Raw genomic sequence first — 24664 nt, 5'->3', positions numbered from 1 at the left:
AAATGCTTGCTTTAGTACTCGGAGTGGGAATCGAACCCACACTCCTAGGAACACGAGTTTGAGTCGTGCGCGTCTACCAATTCCGCCATCCGAGCGTTCTTTTGAAGTGGTGCAAATATACAACTATTTCGCTTTGGTAAAAATGTTTTTGATGTTTTTTTAATACAGAAATTCTATTTGTTTGAAAATCAATTTCAAAAATTTAAAATTCTATTTCCAAACCATCATAAGCAGGCTGGATATGAGGTGGAAGTTCGGCTACCAAATCGTCATGAAATCCTAAAAGATGAGAGATATGTGTCAGGTAAGTCATTTTTGGTTTTAAATCTTTTACCAATTCCAAAACTTCGGGTAAGATAAAATGCGAATGATGAGGTTGTTCTTTGCGCAGACAGTTAATGATAAGGATATCGAGATTTTTTAGTTTTTCAATTTCCGAATCTGGAATCTGACTAGCATCTGTGATGTATGCTATGTTTTTAATTTTGTAGGCCAAAATTGGTAAAGCAGAATGCATTATATTGATTGGCGTAACTTGAGCGCCAAGAACATCAAAATCACCGTTGATGTTAACGATTTCAAAAGAAGGCGATCCAGGATATTTTTCTTCAGCAAAAGCATAAGGAAAACGGAATTTTATTTCCTTGCCAACACGTTCTTGACAGTAGATTGGCATTTCCATTTTATTTTTAAAAATAAGTGGACGCAAGTCATCAAGTCCGATAACATGGTCGTTATGCTCGTGCGTAATAAGAACGGCGTCGACCTGCTCTTCGTGATTGACAAGCATCTGTTGACGAAAATCTGGTCCGCAATCGATAAGGATTTTTTTATCATTATCAAGTGTGATAATGGCAGAAGTACGCAAGCGTTTATCTTTCGGATTTGTTGATAAACAGACAGGATGATGACTGCCTATAACAGGGATTCCTTGGGAAGTTCCGGTGCCTAAAAATTTAAGCCGCATTCGTTAAGTTTGGATTTATTTTGGTAAATTTACAAAAAATTCTAAATGTCTGTTATTCATCAAAAATTAACACCAAAACAAAAAGCTTTAGCAATTAATTTAGATAGTTCAATTTACGGAACTTTTGCCGAAATTGGAGCTGGACAAGAGACAGTAAGATATTTTTTCCGTGCTGGGGCGGCATCACAAACAATCGCAAAAGCGATGTCTGCTTATGACAAAGACTTTAGTGATGCTATTTATGGAAAAGAAACCAAAAATCGTTACGTAACACAAAATCGTCTTCGCAAGATGCTTCGCTACGAAGTAGGCTTGGTGGAAGAGCGTATTTCTCGAGATAATAATCCAGGGAAGAAATTCTTTTCTTACGCAAATACCGTAACAACCATCAATTTTGATAAAACCATGAAAGGTCATGGTTGGGTTGGTATTCGTTATCAAATGACGGAAAACGAAGACTACAACGAAATCGTAATCCATGTCAAATTTAATGATAACGATGCGACTTTGCAGCAAGAGACTTTAGGTGCTTTGGGCGTTAACCTTATCTACGGCGCATTTTACTATGCAGACAATCCCAGAAGATTAATCGATTCGCTTTATGACGAGCTATCAACAGATCGTGTAGAGATTGATATGATCGACTTTAGCGGACCATCTTTCGCGTATGTGGACAACCGTTTGATGAGTTTGCAATTGGTGAAAAGAGGAATGACCGACGCGGTTATTTTTAATTCCGAAGGTAACAATATGCTGCCAGCAGATATACTTTACAAGAAAAATATTTTCGCAGTACGAGGCAGTTTTAGACCTGTAACAAAGGTTAATATCGATATGTTTGTCAATGGTCTCGAGATGTTTTTGAAAGATGTTGGTTGTACCAATGAAGATACCCAAGTCCTTTTTGAGATTACAATTTCTAACTTGCGTGCTGATGGCGATATTGACGAAAGAGATTTCCTAGATAGAGTAGATGTTTTGGCTAAGTTAGGTTATACAATTATGATTTCTAACTTCTCAGAATATTACAGAATGGTAGATTATTTCTCAGGCTATACCAATCATAATATTGGCGTTGCAATGGGCGTTAATAATCTTTTGGATGTTTTTGATGAAGAGTATTATAAAAATTTATCAGGTGGAATTTTGGAAGCTTTTGGTAAGTTTTTCAAAAAAGATATGCGCGTGTATCTATATCCATACAAAGATGCAGAAACTGGCGAATTATTGACTTCAGAAAACTTGAAAGTTCATTCTAACCTAAAAGAACTTTACAAATATTTTAAACTAAATAAGAGAATTGTCGATATCAAAGATTACAATCCTTTATTCTTGGAAATCTATTCTCGCGATGTTCTTAAAAAAATTAACTGTCACGAATGTGGATGGGAAGAAATGTTGCCAAAAGGTGTTGCCGAAATCATTAAAGATAGAGGGATGTTTGGTTACAAAGAGGTGAGTCTTATCGATTAATATTATTAAATATGAACGAATTAAAAAAACGTGCGGGTCTAATTTTGGACGCACCAGATGCAGATACAAATTCTAAATTATTAAAAATCTGTCAACTTCTTGATCAAGAAATTGAGTATTACAATTGGACAGGTTTCTATTTTAGAAATGGAGATAAAGAAGAATTGATTTTAGGTCCTTATGTTGGTGCTGAAACCGATCACAACGTGATTCCGTTTGGAAAAGGGATTTGCGGACAAGTTGCCGTTTCTGGCGAGACTTTCGTGGTTCCTGATGTGCATGCGCAAGACAATTATCTGTCATGTTCGATTGATACTAAGTCCGAAATCGTTGTTCCGATCTTTAAAGATGGAAAAAACATCGGTCAAATCGATATCGACAGTCATAAGATAGATCCTTTCACAAAGGCTGATGAAGAGCTTTTGCAGTGGATTTGCGAGAAAGTTGCTGAGATTTTGTAATTCAAACTTTTAATGGTGGAAACGCAGATTGCCATCAATATTGAAACTTCTAAGTTTTTTGCAATTGTAGAACATTTGCAAAAAAGTTCTTGGAGGTTGTGTTCAGAATACAGTCAAATCATTTTTGATAAAGGCATTGATTTCGATTTTTATCAGTTTAAAAAAGATAAAAAAGAAATTTTAATGGCTTGGTCCAATTGGTTTGAAGGGGAAATAAAATCTTCACCTCAGATTCTAGAAAATCTTTCCAAGGAATTTGATTTTAAACTAAATTTTGGTGAAGCAGAATATCTTAACAATGACAACATTATCGAAGAAATGAAAGCTGTACTAAGTTTTTATTGATTTCAATTTTATAAAAAATAAAAGTTTAAAACTCTCAAGTTTTAATAAAATATAAAAAGGCTAACCTGGAAAGTTAGCCTTTTGTTTTTAGAGATGTGTTTTGCTTTAAAACATATGTTATTTAATAATCATTTTAACCGTGTAAAGCTTGTTGGTATGAACTTTCAAAATGTAAGTTCCCTTTGGAAGACTTTGGTTAATAATAGAATAGTTAAGAGATTGAATGTTTTTTGAAGTATAAAACAAGCTTCCCGTCATATCATAAATGTCAATTTGATCGATTGGATATTTTGACTTTAAGAAAGTTTTTTCACCCTGATTGACAGGATTTGGATATACCTGCAACTCATTTCTTGTTTCAGAACCTGTAGTTCCCAAAGTACTGTCAACCATTTCGAATTGTACGCGGTTAGAAACCTCACTATAAGAGTCGTTTGTAAAAATTACGATAAAATAATCTCCTGCTGTTTTAGGCATATTTTCGCTTGGGATTTGGATACTTCCACTTGCTTTTCCGTTGTAGTAAGTGTAACTAACCAAAGGATCGATATTAGGATCGTCGCCTTTATGGTAGATACCAATCCAGTCTTTAACAATACCTGGTGCATCCGTCCAAGTTGCAACAATGTTTTCGTTAAGGTTGTACATGGTTTTGTTAATCATTAATTGTGTAATGTCATCCCCAACTTGAAAGAAGATTTTGTTACCAACTTCATCGTAACCATCTTGCAAAAGGTATTGTGCGAAATAATATCCTTTTGGAAGCCCGTTAAAAGTAAATGTGCCGTTGGTTGCACCATTGACGTATTTCCAATCGGTGGAAGTTGCAACGCCTGGCTTTTGTCCAACTTTGTAAATACCAATCCAGTCTTTGCTAAGTGCTGGCGCATCTTTGAAGGAGATTGTAATTGGTTTGCTAACCTCGTATACATTTTTGTCAGTTTCTAGATGTGTAAAGGGACCAACATAGAAATACTTTCTATCTGCAATTTCGGTATAACCGCCGTTTGACATAATTGTCGCATAATACATTCCAGGATTTGCAAGTCCAGTTGGGAAATTAATTGTGCCGCTAACTTGTCCATTGGTATAAGCCCATTTTTGTGATGGCGAAGAAGAACTTGGCGTTTGTGATTTTTTGTAAAGTCCAACCCAATCGGTAGAATTTCCAGGTGTATCTGTAAAACTTACTTTGATAGGAGCATTAGGTTTGTAAGCTATCGTATCAATTTCAATTTTTGTGTTAACAATTGAACTATTAATGATGTTAAAACTTTTTACTGCGCTCCAATCTGACCATCTCAAACTTCTATCGCGGTGTCTCACTTTGGTATAATAAGTTCCGTTTGTTAAAGCGCCAGCCGCAAGCGTTGCTTTGGTAATATCAACGCCTTCATTAAGGTCTTTGGATTCGTCAACGCGATTTCCTTTTTTACCATAAAGATTTTCGTAATCTCTATAGACATCTTTTTCGACGATGCTAAAATCAGGCGTTTTTGAAAGAACAAATTCTGTAGAATTTAGAAGTTCGTCCGATGTTGTTGAATAAGCAGAACTCTCAATCGTTATTGGCAATTCTAAATTTTGACCTTTGAAATCGTTTAGAATACTAGGTTTGTTAGGTGCAACTTTGTTTTTAGCGAAATGAAATTCATCCATTTTAACATTGTCTTTCCACTCATAGATACTTCCGATAGAATAAGATTCTACGTTAAAAGTTCCGTTGTTGGTATCCACATCGATAATCTGATACATCCAATTGGAAATAGTTTTTTGAACATCGTCAAAATCCTGCTCTGTTGCCATTCCCCAATATTGATCCCATGCAACACCACCAGAAATAATCTGATAAGTTGGGAAGTTCTTTAATTGACCTCTGTGGTAAAGATGATGGTGTGCGCCAATATGTAAAATGTGCTTGTTAGACGTGTTTAGTATTGGCATAACGGTGTTTCTGATCCAAGTCGAAATATCACCAACATATTGCTCCGCTTGATAAGGTCTATGTCCTAAAGAAACAATCCATTGTACGGTTGGATCTTGATTGGCAGCTGGCAAAACTTTATTTAACCAAGCTATTTGATCGTTGCCAGGATGTTCCGTATCAAAACTTAAGAATAAAACATTTCCTACTTGTCTTGCATAATAAGCTTCGGAGCCAGAAGAAATACCTTTGTACGTCAAATCATCCAAAACGAAATGGTCGTAATAGGCTTTCATGCCAAGTGTTCCATAGGTTTCGTGATTTCCGACAAGAGTTTGTGTGGGTAGTAGACCAGATATTTTTCTATTTTTTTTGAAATGAACATTTTCGTAATGATCCAAAGTTCCCACATCTACTTGATCACCAACCATAACGGTCATAGTAATGTTGTCACTTGGTTCTTTGTCATAACCCCACGTTTTTGCAATTTTACGATACGCCGCCGAAACAATCGAATCAAATCTTGGTAGATCACGCATTTGGTTATCGCCGATCACAAGGAATCGAAGATGTCCATCAGCTGTTGCTGGTTGCCCAGGAAGGGGAAGCGTTCGGAAAGAATGGATCTGAGAGTTTCTTGTGCCAGTTTTGATACGGTAATAGTACTTTGTATTGGCTTGCAAACCATCCATTTTTACAGTGTGGTAATAGTAGTTTGCTGGATAACCAGTATCCGAAAATATGACAGCATCAGCAGAAGCTGTTCTTGTTAATGCGTCTTTTGAACTTCCAAATTCAACGATAGATTCTGGATTAGATTCCGTTTTCCAGCTTACTGTCATAGAGGTTGTTGCTGGCGCTTGCAAATAGGGGAACAGTTCTTGTCCCAAACTTATCTTGTAACATAACAAGACAAGCACAAATAGAATTTTTTTCATTAATAAAATTTTAGCTTGTCAAAAGTAGGCTTGGTATATAAACTATTTTGAAAGCTAGGTTTAAGACTTTATTAAATGATTTTCAGTTTTTGAGCTTTATATACGTGTTATTTAAAGGAATTGTGAAACTTAGCTTAACTTTTGTTTTATTTTCGATTTTTCATTTACTCTATTTTTGCACAAATTTTAAGTATTTTGCTTCGTAATAAGAGATGTTATTTCTCCGTTGTATTATTAATATCCAAAACACTCAAATTAATTATTATGAAACTAAAAACTCAACTCTTTTTACCTATTTTCGTATCACTTGTTTTAGGCTCTTGTTCAACCAAATATGTGACGCCAGGCGGCGATGTCAAAATATCGGAATTAGCGGACGAAGATATTTCTAAAGTTTTAGCCAATAAACCAACTGCAGAATTTCCTGTAACGATTGCCGTTGCGAGAATCCAAGCGCCGAAGTATTCTAATTTTCGTTATTCTCGAAATATTGATCAAACCAACAACGGAAATTTTACGATGATATTAACAAGAGATGCGACTGAGGAAAAGCAAATTCAAGAATTAGGAAAACTTAAAGGTATCCAACAGATTTCGCCATTCAACAGATTGTTGCTTCCTTATAATTATAAAACAATAAAAGATTTACGTTTGGCAGCTGCAAAAATGAAAGCACAAATGTTGTTGGTCTACACTTTTGATACTGAATTTTCGGTCGACGCCAAGAACTATGGACCTCAAAATGTTTTTGCTTTGGGCTATCTTAAAAATAAAGAAGTAAAAGTGAGAACGACTTCTTCTGCTGCTTTGTTTGATGTGCAAACGGAATATTTGTATGGTTTAGCAGAGGCAACGGATGAGGTTGAGAAAAAATCCAATATCTGGAAAGAAAACCAAGATGTAGATAATCTGCGAATCGAATCCGAAAACAAATCCTTCGAAAAACTATCCAAAGAAATTGCCAAAATGTGGGATGGTATTTATCTAGAGTATAAAAAGTAGTGTTCTTCTATAGTAGTAAATCATAAATCCCGAAGTATGAAAACTAAAGTGTTTGCTCTTTTTACTTTTTGTATAAGCTTAGTTTTTTATGCTCAAAAATTTGATTCGCGGTCGGCAGATCCATTTTTGAGTAAACTTTTGGATAAAGAATTTTCGGTGCAAAATGTTACAGATTTGGATGGAAAAAATATTAATTTTAAAAGTTTGGACAAACCAATTCTACTTAATATTTGGTTTACGACTTGCGAACCTTGTCTCGAAGAAATACCGATTTTAAATAATCTGAAAACAAAATATGGAGACAAGTATAAGTTTTTAGCTTTGACTTTTGATTCGAAAGAAAAAATTGAAAAATTCCTTTTGACGCATCAATTTAACTTTGATAAATTGGCGTGTAATTACAAAGATTTGGAAAACTACGGTATTCGGAAATATCCTTTGACTTTTATTTTGGATAAAAAAGCTGTCGTTCAGCGGATTTTTGGTTCGATAAATAAAGATAATGCAGATGTCGTTATAGGATCATTAGAGTCTTTTAAATAAACATAATTTATAAAATTTCCGCAATCAAGTTTTGGTAATAATCGCCGATGTGCGCAATTCGAGTGCCATACCACGAGAAAGCCTCACCGTCTACGATTTTAATGATTTTGTTAGGGTAGATTTTCCGAATTTCTTCAACGTGTTTTTCTTTGAAAGGATAAGGTTCTGAAGACAAAAAAATAACATCAGCATCAGCCAAATCTTTTAGTTCAAAACTTGGGTAACGTTTTTGATTGGCAAAAAAGTTTTCGAAACCGATTTCTTGTAAAACATGATGAATAAAAGTGTCGCGACCAATGCTCATGTAAGGTTCTTTCCAAATGAGATAGGCGATTTTTAGTTTTGTTTTGGGTTTTTCAAAATTAAATTGCTCCTGAATTTTAAGATTGAATTGTTGCGCGACTTCCTTTTTGTTAAGTAAATTTCCGAGGTTTTTGAGTAAGTAATAATTGTCTTCTAAAGTTTCGACATGTGTGACAACCACTTTGTGCGTTTGCATCAATTCTTCAACTTGCTCTTTAATGTTTTCCTCTTTGTTTGCGAGGATAATGTCGGGATTTAGGGATTTTATCTTTTCAATATTTATGTTTTTGGTTCCACCAATTATCGTAACATCTTTAAGCTTGTTTTTAGGATGAACGCAAAACTTTGTTCTGCCAACAACTTCTTCGGAAGTCAATCCAAAATCAAACAAAATCTCTGTCAACGATGGTACCAAGGAAACAATTTTCATAACTGCATATTAAAAAGAAACTCCACCAAAAATAATCTTTTTGATGGAGTTTTTATTGTTTTAATTAAAATTGTGACAATTTAGTATGTAAAACTCTCTACGAATTTTACATTAATTGACGACATATAATTAATCTTCTTTTTTAGTTGTTTTCTTAGCTGCTGGTTTTTTAGCTGGCTTTTCTTCAGCATCTTCAGTTTTGTCAGCTGCTTTTTTAGTTGTCTTTTTAGCTGGTTTTTCCTCAGCTGCTGGTGCTTCCTCAACAACTTCTTCCACTTTTACAAAACTATCTGGTGTAATGTAACCAGCTTTTTGCAAAAGGTTATACCATTGTGCTAACTTTTTGATATCAGACTCGTATACTCTTTCTGTATCGTAATTAGGAAGAGATTCTTCCATGAAAGCTTTCAACTCCTCACCACTAGATTTGTGGTTAATCGTTTGTTTGAAATCGTATTTTTTAGCAATATTTTCAAATACTTCAAACAACGGAACTTCTTTATCAAAAGTGAACATCGCGATGTTATCTAGCAAGCTAACTTGGCTAGAGTTAGAGATGCTAACTTTCTTTTTAGATGTGATATCTTCTACAATAAATCCGTTTCTTAATTGAGAAACTAATTTGAAAAGTCCTGGTTTTCCTGAGATTGAAATTATTTTTTCTAACTGCATTGTTTCAATGTTTAGTCGTTGTTTATTTTTTTCTTATTTATTTTAAATTATTTTGGAAAGCGCATTTTGTAGCTAACACCTACATCGCCGTTAGCGATTTTTTGTAGTTTTCCTTTTACTAGCTTCTTTTTTAGAGCACTAAGGTGATCTGTGAAAAGAATACCATCAATGTGGTCATACTCATGCTGAATAACGCGCGCACGAATATCCGAAAAAGTATCGATATGTTTCACAAAATTTTCATCAAAATATTCAATTTTGATAGTTTCTTTGCGTTTTACATCTTCTCGGACTTCTGGAATCGAAAGACAACCTTCGTTGAATTTCCACTCTTCACCGCTTTCTTCAAGGATTTGTGCATTGATAAATACTTTTTTGAAAGTCTTAAGCTCTTCCGAGATATCTTCGTAATCTTCATCGTCTGCAAGTGGTGTAATGTCCACAACAAAAAGACGAATGTCCAAACCAATTTGCGGCGCAGCAAGCCCAATGCCGTTAGCACCATTCATGGTTTCGAACATATTGTCTATCAAAGTCTGTAACTCAGGATAATCTTTGTCGATATCGTGAGCCATTTTTCTTAATATTGAATCGCCAAAGGCGCGTATTGGTAAAATCATTGTTGATCTAAAAAATTTTGCAAAATTATGGTTGCACTTACGCGGTCAATAAGACCTTTTTCTTGTCTTTGTTTTTTATTCTTTCCACTTTGACTTATAAAAAATGAAGCCATTTTGGAAGTAAAACGCTCATCCAAACGATGTACTTTCTTATCAGGAAATTCAGTTTCAAAAACTTTTAAAAATTGCTGAATGTCCGTTTCTATTTCAGAAAGTTGTCCTTTGAGGTCTGTTGGCAAGCCAACGACAACTGCTTCTACATTATTCTTGCTGAAATAGTCCTTTAGGAAATCGATTAACTTTGGCGTTTCGACAGTCGTCAATGCACTTGCGATGATTTTGGCATCATCGGTTGCAGCGAGTCCTGTTCTTACTTTTCCGTAGTCAATTGCAAGGATTTGTCCCATAGGTTTGCAAATTTACGAAAAATTTTAGGCTTTGAAAATTGTTTTAAAAGAGAAATGAATTTCAGAATTAGATTTAGTATTTTTGTCCCTAGATATTTGTAAATAATGGCTTTAGATATTATTAATCTGACGAAGAAATTTGGTGACCAAGTCGCGCTTAATAACGTGAATGTTACTATCAACAAAAACGAAATTATTGGACTTCTTGGTCCAAATGGTGCAGGAAAATCAACATTGATGAAGTCTGTTGTTGGCGCATTGAAAATTGATGAGGGTCAAATTTTATTGGATCAAAAAGACATTACAACGCACGATATCGAAAGCAAAAAGAAAATTGGTTTTCTCCCCGAAAACAATCCGCTTTATCAAGAAATGTTCGTCAAAGAATATCTTCAGTTTGTGGCGAATATCCACGGTGTCAAAAAAGATAGAGTAGAAGAAGTGATCGAATTGGTAGGTATAACACCTGAAAAATCTAAGAAAATAAGCCAGTTGTCTAAAGGTTACAAACAGCGTGTTGGTCTTGCGCAAGCCATTCTTCATCAACCAGATTTATTGATTTTGGATGAGCCAACCAACGGACTAGATCCTAACCAAATTGTCGAAATCCGAAATGTGATAAAGGAAATTGGAAAAGAAAAAACCGTGATTTTGTCCACACACATTATGCAAGAAGTAGAAGCGCTTTGCTCGCGTGTGATTTTGATTCATAAAGGGAATATCATTCAAGATTCACCAATTTCCGAATTCAAAGGAAAATATGAAAGTCTCGAACAGGCTTTCCAAAGTTATACAGAGGCTTAATCGAAAATTTAACAAAAGCGCGATGTCCTTGGACATCGCGCTTTTACTTTACAACAGCTTTGTATTTTATTTTTAAAACTAATCTTGAAGTTCTTTAACAAGCTTTTCGACTTTATCGATATACTTTCCGTAATAATATTGAAACCAAAATTTCCCTAGAAGCCATAAAAATATTAGTCCAGCTAATATTGATCCAATAAAATACATTGTTAATTGCAAATCGCCCAAAGCTCTCGATGGCGGAATAGACTCGATTACCACAATCATTTCGCCAACTAAAAACGGTACAAAGCTGATGTAGAATGATAAGTAATATTGCTTGTTTAGGTTGAATTGCGTTAACAAGTCTTTTAATGACGCTAAAGTTTCCAGTTCGGGATTGCTGATTTCTTTATAAAGTTTGAAAAATTTAGCATAAAAAAAGAAAGTCACCATCGTCATTGCTGCCACCAAAATCTCAAGATACAATTGAAATCTAAATGGCAGTTTTATGAACCAAATTGCGGCAAGTACAAAAATTAATAATACTAAAGTTGACCAAAATTCCCAACGCATATTGCTGCGGATTTTTTCCAGCGGAAGATTAATGCTTTTTCTATGTTCTAGGCTGATTTCTGGCGTGTTTTTGGGATCGTCATTATCCCAAATATTTTTTAGATCATCTATATTCATTGCTTTGTAATTTATGGATTAGATAAAATGTCTTTTAGTTTATTTTTTGCACGATTCATTTTTACACGGACGTTGCCTTCGGAGATTCCCATCTGTTGTGCGATATCTCTTCCCGAGAAATCTTCGAGATAATAAAAGATAAAAGCTTTGTCGATGGGATTTAGCTGTTGGATGGCTTCGTACATTTTTTGGAGTTTTTCTTCCTTTTCGTGGTTGTAATCCTCTTGTTCGATTTTAAAATTAGAAACTTCGGCATTGTCTATAAAACTTCTTTTTTTCTCTGATTTTAAAAATACGATGGCAGTATTAAGAGCGACACGGTAGAGCCAAGTCGAAAATTCGCTTTCGCCTTTGAAACTAGAAAAAGCCTTCCAAACCTGAAATGTAATCTCTTGGAAAAGATCTTCCTGATCCTCCCGATTGCCCATATACATTTTCGAAATTTTGAAAATGATACCTTTATGCTTTTCGATTTTTTGTAAAAACTCAGATTCTAGAGTCGTCATTAATTTTAGTTCTCACTAGGTTAGTGCTAGAATTTCGGAAATGTTACAAAAAAATAATACTATTTTTTTAAGTATTGATTTTAAAAATTAATAAGTTTATTTTTAAAATATTAGATTTGTATTTACTGAAAATAAAAAATATGAAAAAATCACTTTTAATACTAGCTGTCGCGAGTTTAGTAGCTTGTAAAAAAAATGAAGAACCAAAAACTGACGAATCTTCAACGTCAATTGGCGATGTTGTAAATGGAGCAAAGACTCTTAGCAATCTTTCTGCGTCAATGGATGATATCCAGAAAAGCGCTGATAAGCTTAAAACTGTAAAACCACTTTCTAACGACGAAATTAAGGCAGCACTTCCAGAAAATGTAATTGGTCTTAAAAGAACTGAGTACAACGCTGGTGATAATATGATGGTAGGGCTTATTACCGCTGATGCAAAATATTCTGATGGTACCGAAAAAAATGTTAGACTAAACATTATGGATGGTGCTGGAGAATCGGGAAGTGCGGTGGTAACAATGATTATGATGGGCCTAAAAGCTGAGTCCGAAAAAAATAATGAACAAGGTTACGAAAAGACAACCAACTTTAACAATACAAGAGCTATTATTTCGGAGCATAAAAATGGTGACTTGTTAGAATCAAAAATTACCTATCTTTTGAAAGATCGTTATGTTATCAAAATTGAAGCCGATGGTTATACTGTTGATCAACTAAAACCAATTATGGACGAGATTAATGTATCTGCGTTAAAATAGATTAAAGCTTCCGAAAGGAAGTTTTTTTGTTTTAAATTTGATCTAAATTTTAAAAATATGAAAGCATTAAAAATATTTAGTTTCGGATTATTATTGGCATTTGGAGTGGCTCATGCGCAACAAGGCACAGTATTGATGCGTGGTAAAGAAGTTAAGACCTTTGCAAAACTTCCCACTGTTGGCATTGCTGCTCCCGATTTTGAATTAACAAATGACCAAATGCAGTCCAAAAGTCTTAATGACTACAAAGGCAAATACATTGTGTTAAATATCTTCCCAAGTGTTGATACGAGTGTGTGCTCGATGTCTGTGAGAACTTTTAATCAGATGGCTTCCGAAATGCCAAATACCACTATTCTCTGTATTTCTAAAGATTTGCCTTTTGCTCAAAAACGTTTTTGTGGTGCAGAAGGGATTAATAATGTTGTTATGTTATCAGATTTTAGATCAGATTTTGGAAAACGTTATGGTGTAGAAATGGTAGATGGTCCTTCCCGAGGCTTGTTAAGTCGTGCGGTTGTGGTTATTGATCCCACTGGTAAAATTGTTTATGAAGAACAAGTTGCCGACATTAGTAACGAACCCAATTATGATTTAGCTTTAAAAGCAATTAAGAAATAAAAAAAACAGTCTCAAAATTTTGAGACTGTTTTGGTTTAAATATGATTTTATTTACTTCAATTTTTTCAAACCGAAAGCAAACATAATTTGGAAAATACCAATCATAATAAAAGAAAAGGCGGTGTAATACACGATTGTTAGACCACCGAAAACTGGATTCGCAATCATTAAAATTGCAAACAATAATCCAAAGATACTGAAAATCATAATACCTCCCCAAGATTTACCACCAACTTTCTTTAAAGCTAAGGAAGCTCCAATTCCTGTAATCGAGCGGAACAAAATCGTAATTCCAACATAAAGAGGTAACATAGTTGCGCTGAGTGCTGGCGAAGATATTAACATAATTCCCAAGATTAAATCTACAATACCACCAGCTAGAGACCAACCCCAGTTAGGATAATGTCTATTGCTAAAGGCATTTACAATCTCAATGATACCTGTAACAAAGAAGATTGCTGCAAAAATCATTGCTAAAGTTAAGTACGAGGCTAGTGGTGTTTTAAAAATGTAAAATCCACTAATAATAAAGATAATACCAGTAATAAGAGGAAGATACCAGTACTTGTACGGGTTTGTGTAATTTTGACTCATTGTATTTGTTTTTGTGTACAAATTACAATGCAAATTATGTTCCTTACATCCTATATATGATATTTGTTATGCTATTCTTTATAAGTGGTTTTTTATTTGGTTTTGCTATTTTATTTGGATTAAATGTCAGTTCGCTTATTTTATAAATCATTTAATAACGCATTAACATATTTTTGAAATTAAAGTCGCTAATTTTATAATTCAAAATCACAGAAAATATGGATACTTTATCACAACTAAAAGAGGAATTAAAAAACGAGTACGAAACAACAAAAGCTTTTTTTGAACGTTTTCCAGAAGGTAAAAACGATTATGCTCCACATGAAAAAAGTATGAAGCTAATGCCGTTGGCATCTCATATTGCAGAAGTATTTGCTTGGCCAAAATTTATTCTTAATACATCAGAATTGGATTTTGGAAAAGGAGATTATCAACCCGCTCAGGTTTCGACCAAAGCAGAACTTCAACAGAAGTTGGAGGACGATTACAATGCAGGAATTGCAAGTCTAGAAGCTGCAACAGAAGATCAACTAGAACCGAACTGGGCGATCAAAAATAATGGTGAAATAATGATGGAATGGACAAAGTACGGTGCCATCCGACATGCATTGAATCAGGCAACACATCACAGAGCTCAGCTTGGCGTTTATTATCGATTAAATGATATCGCACTTCCACCAAGTTATGGACCATCTGCAGATACAGAATATTAAACAAAAGTAATAAAGGCTATCTCTGATTAGAAATAGCCTTTTCCTTTATTTATAAAAATTTTTGCTTCTTCTTTTTTGAAGTTATAATAATAACACCATCTTTGGCTTTTTCGCCATAAAGGTCAGTGGCTTTATTTTTTTTCAGAACTTCAACTTTTTTAATATTAGCGGGTTTTAAGTCTTTAATTTTTTTCTCGTCAACAATAATTCCGTCCAGAACGTAGATAGGATTGGCTTTTGTTTTGTCTGGATTTACAGCCATTGTTCCCAGACGAATAGGCATTTTAACCGTATCTTTTTTAGGCGGCATAGCTATTTTTCCCATTACACGAACATTGTTAGTGTCGTTGCTAGAGCTAATATGTGTCACTTCTCCCTTCGTACTTTGTTGATTTCCTTTTTGTTGTGCGTTGATACTTACAATTCCTGCAGATGTCAACATTACCCCAAGCGCAAACTTTGAAAATAAAGAGTTTATAAAAGAGTACTCCAAATTTCTGTTCAGCTGAGAATCGTTCGCAATAACACAGATGTTAGAATTGGATTGTAATTCATTTAGGATTTGATCATCAGACATTGCGGTTAGATCAGTGACATTTTTACTACAAATGCCACAAAATTTTCCCTTTTCGGCTGGTGTCATTTGATCCCAGTTTTCATGACATGGTTTAGGAATGGAGATTTTCATAACTTAGTATTTAAAACTTAGAGTTTTATTCTTTTTAAAAGTTAAATCGAAAGCCTGATTTTAGCCACAATGTTTTCTATGATTAATGCTTTTTTTAACTACTTAATCGCAGAAAAAGCAATCCCCGTAAAAATAAAAAACAAAAGATACCAAATGAAAAATAAGGCAGTCAAGATAATAGCGAGTGCAACTACAGCATAGAGCATTTTTTTAGAAATGTCCCACAATTTTGCTTGTTGATAATGCTCACTTTTAAAGTACTTGTAGATAATGTAAATTAATATGCCAATGCAAGAAAGAGTCGCACAAAACATCCCAATCATTGGCTCAAGTATTGGTCCTCCTGATAAAAAAATACGCATATCCTGATAGAGAATTAAATAGATTCTTTTTTAAAATTAAAATAAAATATCAAATATACCTAGTACTAGGTATATTTTTTTTATAAAAGCCAAGTAATTTTGAGTGTAAAATCAAACGCTATGAAAACAAAACTCTTTTACATTCAATTTATTTTTAGTCTATTTTTTTTACTTCCTATCTCTTGTAAAGATAATAGGGATGATAAACCTATAACCGATTCTGTAAGCAGTATTGAAGCGCAGAGACTCCAAGCAGTGACTATTGATGCAAAAGGAGCAATAACAGGACAGACCTATTCTGGAAAATTAAATTCAAAGGATATTGATGTGATTTCGGGTGAAATGGGTAAAGTAACTTTTATAATACCTGCAGATGCGATGTTAGGTAATAACGATTTTAGCATCATTAATCTTAGTTTTAAAATAAATCTTAATATCAAAGACACACAATTAGTAAAAAGTGCAACAGAAACCATGGGGATGCTCTTTGCATTATCAGATAGTTTTTCACAAACCTTAGATGATTCTTCGAATAGTATCGCATTGAAAAATAATCTTCAAAACATAAAAAAAATATTCCAAAATGCATCTGAAGAGAATAAAAAGAATATGGCTTTATTTTACCTAGCGAACAAAAATTTCTATGATAATGTTTTAACAAATAATTTTGGAAATAATTTTACAAAGGGATTCGATTATGATGAAGACTTTGAGGCTAACGCAAACCTTAATAAGAAAAAAATGGCAGTCGCTGCCTTTGCAGCTTGTAACTTATTAATGGTTTTGGCTCCCGATCCTTTTATTAAAGCTGGCGCTTTTTTAGGTGTTTTGGTAACGATGAAAAAAGCTTATAATTTTGGTAAGAAATTTATTGATGAGAAGATGCTTATCGTCAATTCTGACTTTTCCGAAAAAACTGGACCAATTAACTTGACTGATGATGTTGATAAAAATTTGAATTTTAGTACACAAAGAAGAAGCTTAATTGCTAATGATAGCAATAATACTCTTGAAAATTTTTCTGTATTTTTTAAATGTATGGGAGAACTTAATACATTAATAACATCGGTTAACAACATTGCAAAATGGCTTAATGATCATATACCATTTTCAAGTTTCACAATATCATCATTGGAGGTCGTTCCACAGAGTTCTAGCAACTCTACTGTTTTGCTCAACAATACATATTTTAATAGATATAAGTTTTCTATAACTGATCCAAATGCTGTGTTAAGCAATGTTTCTTTTTTAAGTAATGGAAAGATTAAGCTTAAGGCAAAAATTGTGAACGAGAAAATAAAAAATGTCACAACCAATCTTAATTATACTTATAAAGATGATTACAATACTTTTTCTGGCTCTCTTCCAATAAGTATTGTTAAAGAACAAAATTTATTATTAGGCTCTTGGAAACATGTTAGTACTTATTGGTGTGGTGTATGCGAATCTTGTATACCAGAAGGTCAAACTGTTTCAACTTATTGTGGTCCAATGCTAGGTTCACCAAGTTGCAATTGGCAAATTGTAGCAACATTTAGCTCTAATCTCACTTATGAGCAAGTTGGTGCGTGTTCTGGTACGCAGACGGGTACATATTCTGTAAATTCAACTTTCACAGAATTGAAAGTTTTTGAAAGTGATGGTAATATTAATACTTATAAAATAGACAAACTTACTGCAACTGATCTTGTGGTTAGCGAAAATTCTGATGGAGAACGAATTATGACTTACAAAAGACAATAATTAATCCAGAGAAAAAAAATAAACAGAATAAAAAAAGGCTATCAATATTCGATAGCCTCTCCGAAATAAATAATTCTCTTTTTAAAATTATCTGATTTACATATCAAGTAATTATCATTGTCATAGATTTTAATGTCATTCCATAAAAATCCAGCTCCTTTTATTTTGAAAATAGCATTGTTGGTTTTTATTTTTTCAAATAATCCGCTAATTATGAAAGGAGTTATAATTTCTCCAATAAGCTCTTCCTTTTGATTAAATACTTTTACTGAATTAAAATTGCTCTTTGTTTTGAAGGTTTTCATTAAGCGGATTTTAAAGCAAACTTTCATCTACCAAATTCGGTAGTGTCACTTTTAAATTTGGTTCCGCTTCCATGGCGCGTTTGATAGCAAAAATAGCACCTTCGTTTCTTGCCCAACTTCTTCTGGAAATTCCGTTGTTAACATCCCAAAAAAGCATTGATTTCAATCTTCTATCTGCATCATCGCTTCCATCCAATAACATTCCGAAACCACCGTTGATCACTTCGCCCCAACCAACGCCACCGCCGTTGTGGATAGAAACCCAAGTTGCTCCTCGGAAACTATCGCCAATCACATTATGAATCGCCATATCTGCAGTAAATCTCGAACCATCATAAATATTAGAAGTCTCACGATACGGAGAATCCGTTCCCGAAACATCGTGATGATCTCTTCCCAAAACTACTGCTCCAATTTCACCATTTTTGATGGCTTTGTTGAAAGCTTCCGCAATTTTCATTCTTCCTTCCGCATCGGCATATAAAATTCTGGCTTGAGAACCAACTACCAATTTATTTTCTTGAGCACCTTTTATCCATTGAATATTGTCTTTCATTTGTTGCTGAATTTCAATTGGAGAATTCTGAATCATCTCTTCTAAAACCACACAAGCAATGTCATCTGTTTTTTGTAAATCTTCAGGTTTTCCGCTTGTACAAACCCAACGGAACGGTCCAAAACCATAATCGAAACACATAGGTCCCATAATATCTTGAACATAGCTTGGATATTTGAATTCTCTTCCCAAACTTGGCGTTGCAGACATCACATCCGCTCCAGCACGCGAAGCTTCCAATAAAAAGGCATTTCCGTAGTCAAAGAAATAGGTTCCTTTTTCGGTGTGTTTATTAATTGCTGCAGCATGTCTTCTCAAAGTTTCTTGAACTTTTTCTTTGAACAATTCTGGATTTTCTGCCATCATTTTGTTCGATTCTTCAAAAGAAATTCCAGCCGGATAATAACCACCTGCCCAAGGATTGTGTAAAGACGTTTGGTCGGAACCGATATCGATTTTCAAACCTGCATCCGCAAATTTCTCCCAAACATCAACAATATTTCCAAGGTAAGCCAAAGAAACGGTTTCTTGATTTTCTTGAGCTTTTCTCACTCTTTCAATCAATTCATCCATATTTTCATGGATTTCGTTGACCCATTTTTGGTCGTGACGAATTTTGGTGATTTTTGGATTTACCTCAGCACAAACCGTTACACAACCTGCAATATTTCCGGCTTTTGGCTGTGCTCCCGACATTCCACCCAATCCAGAAGTCACAAAAAGACCTCCTTTTGGTGATTTATTTATTTTTCTAAAAGCATTCAGAACTGTAATTGTTGTTCCGTGCACAATTCCTTGCGGTCCAATGTACATATAACTTCCCGCCGTCATTTGTCCGTACTGCGTAACACCCAAAGCATTGAATTTCTCCCAATCATCAGGTTTTGAATAATTTGGAATCATCATTCCGTTGGTTACTACAACTCTCGGCGCATCTTTGTGAGATGGAAAAAGTCCCATCGGATGTCCAGAATACATTACCAAAGTTTGCTCATCTGTCATTTCCGACAAATACTGCATCGTCAAAAGATATTGCGCCCAGTTTGAAAAAACCGCACCGTTTCCACCGTAGGTAATCAATTCGTGAGGATGTTGTGCTACAGCATAATCCAAATTATTCTGAATCATCAACATAATCGCCGCAGCTTGTTGAGATTTCGCAGGATAATCGGTAATCGGACGGGCTTTCATCTCGTAATCTGGACGAAAACGATACATATAAATTCTTCCAAAATCCTCTAATTCTTTCTTGAATTCAGGGATTAAAGTCGCATGAAATTGAGGCTCGAAATAACGCAACGCATTTTGTAAAGCCAATTTCTTTTCCTCGTCGGTTAAGATTTCTTTACGCTTCGGAGCGTGATTAATATTGGGTTCGTAAGTTTTTACCTGAGGAAGTTCCGTAGGAATTCCTTGTTTTATTTGTTCTTGAAATGTCATTATTTAATTTGAAATTTGAGATTTGAAATTCAAAATTGGTTTTAAAGATATTCAAAATTGAAAATACAAAACAAATAAAACTATAATCTGTTGTGTATCAGTTTTTTTATTAACTTTAGCAATAAACAAATTATTATGAAAACAAAATTACTTTTTCCGATTGCACTAATGATTGGTGCATTTTCTTTTGGGCAAAATCAAGACTTGTTAAATACCAATTGGGAAATAACAAAGTATGTAAAAGAAACAATGCCCGTGCAATTTCCACCTGCTATGAGTGGTCAAAATAACACACAAGTTAACACGAATCCACAGCAAATCGTTTTATCTTTTTTTAATGGAGTTACGGCTGATGTGACTTTTAGTGGACAGAATATTTTTACTGTAAATAGCAAAAGTTGTACGGTCGGAGATTATCAAGGTGATAATGGACAAGTCAATCAGTTTTTTGGATTGTTATGTAGTTTTTTTAAAGCAGGAGATAATTATAACTATTATATCCAAGATAATGGAGGTGAGAAAACACTAACAATTGGCTCTCCGACATTTGAAGTAATTCATTTTAAAGCAGCAAAATTGTCTACATCCGATAAAGATTTGTCGAAGCGTTCTTTTGGACCAAATCCTGTAAAAAATGTTTTAAATATTCAGAATCAAATGAATATAACAACGGTTCAGATTTTTGATTTGTCAGGGAAATTAGTCTATGAGCTCAACAATCAAAGTTCAAAAAGCTTGAATGTTGATATGTCGAAGTTGAAGTCTGGAACTTACCTTGTTAAATTAAATAATGATAAATCATTTAAAGTTATCAAGGATTAGTTTGTCTTACACAACACAACATATTTGTTCCCTTTCTTTTTTTGAAAGGGAATTTTTTTGTTTTAAATATGTGTAATCGGTTAAAAAAATTATCTTTGCACTCGCAAGGGTGAATCGTGTGAGAATCACGAGCTGTCGCGCAACCGTAATGCTTCGGCAAAGCCGGATCCCCGAAAACTTTCGCGATTTGAAGTAAGAATCTTAGCGATTTTTATTCATTTCAATTGTTAAACTTTTAATTCTAAAAAAAGAAATGAATTACGAAGACAAAATTTTGGCTTCCGAAACCCACGTTTTTAAAGTGGTTTTCCCAAACACAACCAATCATCACAACACCATGTTCGGTGGAAAAGTAATGGAAATGATGGACGAAGTTGCCTTTATGACAGCAACTAGATTTGCAAGAAAATCTTTTGTAACTGTTAGTTGCGACCGAATCGATTTTAAAAAACCAATACCAGCAGATACTTTGGTGGAGCTTATTGGCAAAGTAAAATACGTCGGAAACTCCAGTTTGAAGGTTAATGTCGAAATCTTTATCGAAGAAATGTATGCCGAAACTAGAGAAAAAGCAGTCTCGGGAGATTTTACTTTGGTAGCGATAGACGAAAGCAAAAAGCCACAACGCATTTTTGAATAAAACAAAAGGCTGTCAAATTTGACAGCCTTTTTTATGGTGTTTTTTATATTTTAAGAATTCATTAAAGATTCGATTTCATCGGCTTCAATAGGAATATTCTTCATTAGGTTTTTTGGATTTCCAGATGCTTGGATTTCGTAATCGTCTTCAAGTCTCACACCAAAACCTTCTTCTGGAATGTAGAATCCAGGCTCGTTGGTAAATACCATTCCTGCTGCAAAATCATCGGATAAAAGTCCGTAGTCGTGCGTGTCAAGTCCCATGTGGTGCGACGTTCCGTGCATGATATATTTTTTGTAAGCTGGCCATTTTGGATCTTCGTTTTGGACATCAGCTTTATCTATTAATCCTAAATCCAATAAAGCGGAAGTATAGACTTCGCCCATTTCTTTATGGAATTTATGCCAATTGTTGCCAGCAACCAATCTTGTTTCAGCCTCTTTTTTACAATTAAGAACCGCGTTGTAGATTTGTTTTTGACGAGGTGTATATTTTCCGTTGGCAGGAATAGTACGTGTCAAATCCGATGAATAATTTGCATATTCTGCACCAACATCTAACAAAATAAGATCACCATCTTTCAGTTGCATATTGTTGGAAATATAATGTAACACGTTGGCGTTATTTCCGCTCGCAATGATTGGTGTGTAGGCAAATCCACGGCTTTTGTTTCTGATAAATTCGTGCGCCAATTCGGCTTCTATTTCATATTCCCAGATACCGGGTTTTACAAAGCCAAGAAGTCTTCGGATTCCTTTTTCGGTAATGTCGCAAGCATGTTGAATTAATGCAATTTCTTCAGGTTCTTTAATACTTCTTAAACGTTGCAAAATTGGATTGCTGCGTAAGATTGTGTGAAGCGGATATTGTTTTTTTACAAATTCGATGAAGCGATCTTCACGCGTCTGTGTCTCAACAGCAGCGCGATAATGTTCATTTTTATTTAAATAAATATTTTCTGCTTCCGCCATCAAATCGTAAAATACTTTTTCGAACTGGGACAACCACATTACAGTTTTAATTCCAGAAACTTCTGTAGCGTCTTCTTTGCTTAGCTTTTCGCCTTCCCAAACCGCAATATGATCATTGGTTTCTCTAACAAATAAAATTTCACGGAATTCTTCTTTATAAGCATTCGGAAATATTAGCAAAATACTTTCTTCTTGGTCAACGCCAGAAAGGTAGAAAATATCGCGGTGTTGTTGAAAAGCCAAGGTAGAATCGGCGCTGATCGGGTAGATGTCATTAGAATTAAAAATGGCTAACGAATTTGGTTTCATTTGTGCCACAAATTTCTTTCTATTTTTAATGAATAGGGAATTTGGAATTCTGTCGTATTTAGTGGTCATAACAAGTTTTAATTTTAAATATTAAATCTGATTTTCCTTTCAAAAATACGAATAATAAAGCGGCTTTTGTAGAATTCAATTCAATAAAAATGCAAATTTGTTTAACTTGTTAGTTGGTTGAGAAAAATCATCTAACATTTTGTATCTTTGAAGTATGAATTCCTATACAGAAGAAAATTATTTGAAAGCCTTATATCATCTAATGAATGATGAACACGAGGTTTCTGTGAATGATCTAAGCAAACGTTTGCAAATTAAAATGCCATCCGTTAACAGCATGATTAAAAAATTTGCTGAAAAAAATTGGGTCATCTATGAATCTTACAAACCAATCCGTGTGACCGAATCGGGTAGGAAAGAGGCAGCACTCATTGTGAGGAAACATCGTCTAACGGAAATGTTTTTGGTAGAGAAAATGGGATTTGGTTGGGAAAATGTCCACGAAATTGCAGAGCAGCTAGAACACATACATTCTGATGCTTTTTTTGATAAAATGGACGAAATCCTCAATCATCCAAAAGTTGATCCTCACGGCGAGCCAATTCCGGATAAAGATGGTGTCGTTATTCAGCCAGAACTTAAAAAGTTGAGTCAATGTAAGGAAAATGAAAAGGTTGTTTTTGCATCAGTAACAACTTCTTCTGATGATTTTCTTAATTATCTGAACAAACGAAACATCCAGCTAGGAACCGAAATGAAAGTTATCGGCATTGAAAATTTTGATCAATCAATGCTCATCGAAATTGATAATAAACAAGAGGTTTTTAGCAAGTTGGTTTGCGAAAAGCTTTTAGTAAAATAAAAATAGCTTTCTCAATTGAGGAAGCTATTTTATTATTTTGCATATATTTAATCAAATAAATCCTTCACTTTTTCAAAGAAAGATTTTTCTTTTCCAGTTGGTTCTGCTGCCATTTCGTTGTTGTCGATTTGACTTTGGAAAAAAGCTTTTTGTTCTTTGGTAAGCTTTTGAGGCGTCCAAACGTTGATATGTACAAACATATCACCTTTACCACCGTAGCCTTCAATATTTGGAAGACCTTTGCCTGCAAGTCTCAAAATTTTTCCAGATTGCGTACCTTCTTCAATTTTGATTTTTACTTTTCCGCCAACAACATTAATTTCTTTAGATGTTCCTAAAGCTGCTTCAGCAAAAGAAATAAACAATTCTTGGTGAAGATTATCGCCTTCTCGTTTGATTAATTTGTCCACTTCCTCCTCAACCACAACATAAAGATCACCAGAAGTACCTCCGAAAGGCGCATCATTACCTTTTCCTCTTACATTAAGTTGGATACCATCTCTTGCTCCAGCAGGGATATTGATTGTGATTTCTTCCTCGGTTTTAACCAAACCTTCAGCATTTGCGCCAGCAGGAATTTTGTCAGCAACTTTTCCGATACCGTTACAAGTGCTACAATTAGCTTGCGTTTGCATCTGTCCGAACATGGTGTTCATTACTTTGATTTGGACACCAGAACCTTGACAAGTAGGACAAGTTTTGGAAGTTACACCTTCTGCCAACTTCATTTTTTTAACCTTAACCGTTTTCTGCGTACCATTCACCATTTCTTCAAGGTTAAGTTTGATACGGATTCTAAGGTTAGTTCCTCTAGCTTGTTGTTGACGACCACCACCGAAGCCGCCGCCAAAATGTCCACCAAAAATATCCCCAAATTGGCTGAAAATATCTTCCATGTTCATTCCGCCTCCGAAGCCACCGCCAAATCCTCCTCCTGCAGCGCCACTAACACCTGCGTGACCATATTGGTCATATCGCGCACGTTTGTTGTCATCGCTTAGGACTTCATAAGCTTCTGCAGCTTCTTTGAATTTTTCCTCAGCTTCTGCGTTGCCAGGGTTTTTGTCAGGATGATATTTGATAGCTTGTTTACGATAAGCTTTCTTAATCTCTTCGGAAGTTGCTGTTTTCGTAACTTCTAATATCTCGTAATAGTCTCTCTTTGTCATTGTCTTAAATTCTAAAATGCTTTATGATAAGC

At 34.6% G+C, this 24664-nt stretch carries 27 protein-coding genes and 1 tRNA gene; 13 read left to right on the top strand and 15 right to left on the bottom strand.

Features of this window, described 5'->3' with window-relative positions; all coding sequences use genetic code 11:
* Positions 1–15 precede the first annotated feature (15 nt).
* Positions 16–95: transfer RNA gene (locus tag Q1V95_RS02445), tRNA-Leu, on the bottom strand.
* 107 nt (positions 96–202) lie between these two features.
* A complete protein-coding gene (locus Q1V95_RS02440) occupies positions 203–967 on the bottom strand; it encodes an MBL fold metallo-hydrolase (protein ID WP_300669909.1) in 765 nt (254 codons plus the stop codon).
* Between the two features lie 45 nt (positions 968–1012).
* On the opposite strand from Q1V95_RS02440, the gene Q1V95_RS02435 reads away from it, so the two are divergent.
* The 3 genes from Q1V95_RS02435 to Q1V95_RS02425 are packed head-to-tail and all read left to right on the top strand — an operon-like array spanning position 1013 to position 3246.
* On the top strand, positions 1013–2440 hold the full coding sequence (locus Q1V95_RS02435; protein WP_300669907.1) for a TonB-dependent receptor: 1428 nt from the start codon (positions 1013–1015) through the stop codon (positions 2438–2440).
* A gap of 11 nt (positions 2441–2451) precedes the next feature.
* Positions 2452–2901, top strand: coding sequence for a GAF domain-containing protein (locus Q1V95_RS02430; RefSeq protein ID WP_300669905.1), 450 nt, complete (start codon positions 2452–2454; stop codon positions 2899–2901).
* A gap of 12 nt (positions 2902–2913) precedes the next feature.
* On the top strand, positions 2914–3246 hold the full coding sequence (locus tag Q1V95_RS02425) for a hypothetical protein (RefSeq protein WP_300669903.1): 333 nt from the start codon (positions 2914–2916) through the stop codon (positions 3244–3246).
* Positions 3247–3363: 117 nt separating this feature from the next.
* Here the strand turns inward: Q1V95_RS02425 and Q1V95_RS02420 are convergent, their stop codons facing one another.
* Positions 3364–6108: a fibronectin type III domain-containing protein gene (locus Q1V95_RS02420; protein WP_300669902.1), complete on the bottom strand. Its 2745-nt coding sequence runs from the start codon at positions 6106–6108 to the stop codon at positions 3364–3366.
* 264 nt (positions 6109–6372) lie between these two features.
* Between Q1V95_RS02420 and Q1V95_RS02415 the strand changes: the two genes are divergently transcribed.
* Both Q1V95_RS02415 and Q1V95_RS02410 read left to right on the top strand, forming a co-directional pair.
* Positions 6373–7110 (top strand): hypothetical protein, encoded by a 738-nt coding sequence (locus tag Q1V95_RS02415; RefSeq protein ID WP_300669901.1) that lies wholly within the window; start codon positions 6373–6375, stop codon positions 7108–7110.
* Positions 7111–7146: 36 nt separating this feature from the next.
* Positions 7147–7653 (top strand): TlpA disulfide reductase family protein, encoded by a 507-nt coding sequence (locus Q1V95_RS02410; RefSeq protein WP_300669900.1) that lies wholly within the window; start codon positions 7147–7149, stop codon positions 7651–7653.
* A 7-nt stretch (positions 7654–7660) separates the two neighbouring features.
* Here the strand turns inward: Q1V95_RS02410 and Q1V95_RS02405 are convergent, their stop codons facing one another.
* The 4 genes from Q1V95_RS02405 to ruvX all read right to left on the bottom strand — a co-directional run bounded on the left by Q1V95_RS02405 (position 7661) and on the right by ruvX (position 10085).
* Positions 7661–8386, bottom strand: a complete 726-nt coding sequence (locus Q1V95_RS02405) for a helical backbone metal receptor (protein ID WP_300669896.1) — start codon at positions 8384–8386, stop codon at positions 7661–7663.
* A 129-nt stretch (positions 8387–8515) separates the two neighbouring features.
* A complete protein-coding gene (locus tag Q1V95_RS02400; protein ID WP_300669894.1) occupies positions 8516–9058 on the bottom strand; it encodes a DUF5606 domain-containing protein in 543 nt (180 codons plus the stop codon).
* Between the two features lie 47 nt (positions 9059–9105).
* Entirely contained in the window at positions 9106–9678 is a 573-nt protein-coding gene (gene def / locus Q1V95_RS02395) for a peptide deformylase (RefSeq protein WP_300669892.1), read from the bottom strand.
* Complete coding sequence (gene ruvX / locus Q1V95_RS02390) at positions 9675–10085, bottom strand: Holliday junction resolvase RuvX (RefSeq protein ID WP_079667079.1); 411 nt, start codon at positions 10083–10085, stop codon at positions 9675–9677. Before ruvX ends, def begins: the two co-directional genes overlap by 4 nt.
* A gap of 105 nt (positions 10086–10190) precedes the next feature.
* Here ruvX and Q1V95_RS02385 point away from each other — a divergent pair, with 105 nt between their 5' ends.
* Positions 10191–10889 carry an ATP-binding cassette domain-containing protein gene (locus Q1V95_RS02385; protein ID WP_300669885.1) on the top strand — a complete coding sequence of 233 codons (699 nt, stop codon included), beginning with the start codon at positions 10191–10193 and terminating at the stop codon, positions 10887–10889.
* Between the two features lie 78 nt (positions 10890–10967).
* Here the strand turns inward: Q1V95_RS02385 and Q1V95_RS02380 are convergent, their stop codons facing one another.
* Together Q1V95_RS02380 and Q1V95_RS02375 are read right to left on the bottom strand one after the other, a co-directional pair.
* Complete coding sequence (locus Q1V95_RS02380; protein WP_300669883.1) at positions 10968–11561, bottom strand: hypothetical protein; 594 nt, start codon at positions 11559–11561, stop codon at positions 10968–10970.
* Between the two features lie 11 nt (positions 11562–11572).
* The gene (locus Q1V95_RS02375; protein ID WP_300669881.1) at positions 11573–12067 is read right to left on the bottom strand and encodes an RNA polymerase sigma factor; all 495 of its coding nucleotides are present in this window, start codon (positions 12065–12067) and stop codon (positions 11573–11575) included.
* Positions 12068–12207: 140 nt separating this feature from the next.
* Between Q1V95_RS02375 and Q1V95_RS02370 the strand changes: the two genes are divergently transcribed.
* On the top strand, positions 12208–12828 hold the full coding sequence (locus Q1V95_RS02370) for a hypothetical protein (RefSeq protein ID WP_300669879.1): 621 nt from the start codon (positions 12208–12210) through the stop codon (positions 12826–12828).
* 57 nt (positions 12829–12885) lie between these two features.
* Positions 12886–13449: a thiol peroxidase gene (gene tpx, locus Q1V95_RS02365; protein ID WP_300669878.1), complete on the top strand. Its 564-nt coding sequence runs from the start codon at positions 12886–12888 to the stop codon at positions 13447–13449.
* A gap of 51 nt (positions 13450–13500) precedes the next feature.
* Here the strand turns inward: tpx and Q1V95_RS02360 are convergent, their stop codons facing one another.
* Positions 13501–14043, bottom strand: coding sequence for a DUF308 domain-containing protein (locus Q1V95_RS02360; protein ID WP_300669876.1), 543 nt, complete (start codon positions 14041–14043; stop codon positions 13501–13503).
* 218 nt (positions 14044–14261) lie between these two features.
* Here Q1V95_RS02360 and Q1V95_RS02355 point away from each other — a divergent pair, with 218 nt between their 5' ends.
* Positions 14262–14756, top strand: a complete 495-nt coding sequence (locus tag Q1V95_RS02355; protein WP_300669874.1) for a DinB family protein — start codon at positions 14262–14264, stop codon at positions 14754–14756.
* Between the two features lie 49 nt (positions 14757–14805).
* On the opposite strand, the gene Q1V95_RS02350 is transcribed toward Q1V95_RS02355, so the two are convergent.
* On the bottom strand, positions 14806–15444 hold the full coding sequence (locus Q1V95_RS02350; protein WP_300669872.1) for a hypothetical protein: 639 nt from the start codon (positions 15442–15444) through the stop codon (positions 14806–14808).
* Between the two features lie 482 nt (positions 15445–15926).
* Between Q1V95_RS02350 and Q1V95_RS02345 the strand changes: the two genes are divergently transcribed.
* The gene (locus Q1V95_RS02345) at positions 15927–17549 is read left to right on the top strand and encodes a hypothetical protein (protein WP_300669870.1); all 1623 of its coding nucleotides are present in this window, start codon (positions 15927–15929) and stop codon (positions 17547–17549) included.
* A 41-nt stretch (positions 17550–17590) separates the two neighbouring features.
* On the opposite strand, the gene Q1V95_RS02340 is transcribed toward Q1V95_RS02345, so the two are convergent.
* The gene (locus Q1V95_RS02340) at positions 17591–17854 is read right to left on the bottom strand and encodes a hypothetical protein (RefSeq protein WP_300669868.1); all 264 of its coding nucleotides are present in this window, start codon (positions 17852–17854) and stop codon (positions 17591–17593) included.
* Positions 17855–17864: 10 nt separating this feature from the next.
* Positions 17865–19850, bottom strand: a complete 1986-nt coding sequence (locus Q1V95_RS02335; RefSeq protein WP_300669866.1) for a urocanate hydratase — start codon at positions 19848–19850, stop codon at positions 17865–17867.
* Between the two features lie 135 nt (positions 19851–19985).
* Here Q1V95_RS02335 and Q1V95_RS02330 point away from each other — a divergent pair, with 135 nt between their 5' ends.
* Complete coding sequence (locus Q1V95_RS02330) at positions 19986–20672, top strand: T9SS type A sorting domain-containing protein (RefSeq protein WP_300669864.1); 687 nt, start codon at positions 19986–19988, stop codon at positions 20670–20672.
* Between the two features lie 253 nt (positions 20673–20925).
* A complete protein-coding gene (locus Q1V95_RS02325) occupies positions 20926–21312 on the top strand; it encodes an acyl-CoA thioesterase (RefSeq protein WP_300669862.1) in 387 nt (128 codons plus the stop codon).
* 50 nt (positions 21313–21362) lie between these two features.
* Here the strand turns inward: Q1V95_RS02325 and Q1V95_RS02320 are convergent, their stop codons facing one another.
* Entirely contained in the window at positions 21363–22661 is a 1299-nt protein-coding gene (locus Q1V95_RS02320) for an aminopeptidase P family protein (protein WP_300669860.1), read from the bottom strand.
* A gap of 154 nt (positions 22662–22815) precedes the next feature.
* Here Q1V95_RS02320 and Q1V95_RS02315 point away from each other — a divergent pair, with 154 nt between their 5' ends.
* Positions 22816–23463: a metal-dependent transcriptional regulator gene (locus Q1V95_RS02315; RefSeq protein WP_300669858.1), complete on the top strand. Its 648-nt coding sequence runs from the start codon at positions 22816–22818 to the stop codon at positions 23461–23463.
* 47 nt (positions 23464–23510) lie between these two features.
* Here the strand turns inward: Q1V95_RS02315 and dnaJ are convergent, their stop codons facing one another.
* On the bottom strand, positions 23511–24632 hold the full coding sequence (gene dnaJ / locus Q1V95_RS02310; protein WP_300669856.1) for a molecular chaperone DnaJ: 1122 nt from the start codon (positions 24630–24632) through the stop codon (positions 23511–23513).
* Positions 24633–24664 lie beyond the last annotated feature (32 nt).

Source organism: Soonwooa sp., assembly GCF_030151385.1.
Taxonomy (GTDB): Bacteria; Bacteroidota; Bacteroidia; order Flavobacteriales; family Weeksellaceae; genus Soonwooa.
This window is presented reverse-complemented; position numbering and strand designations above follow the sequence as displayed.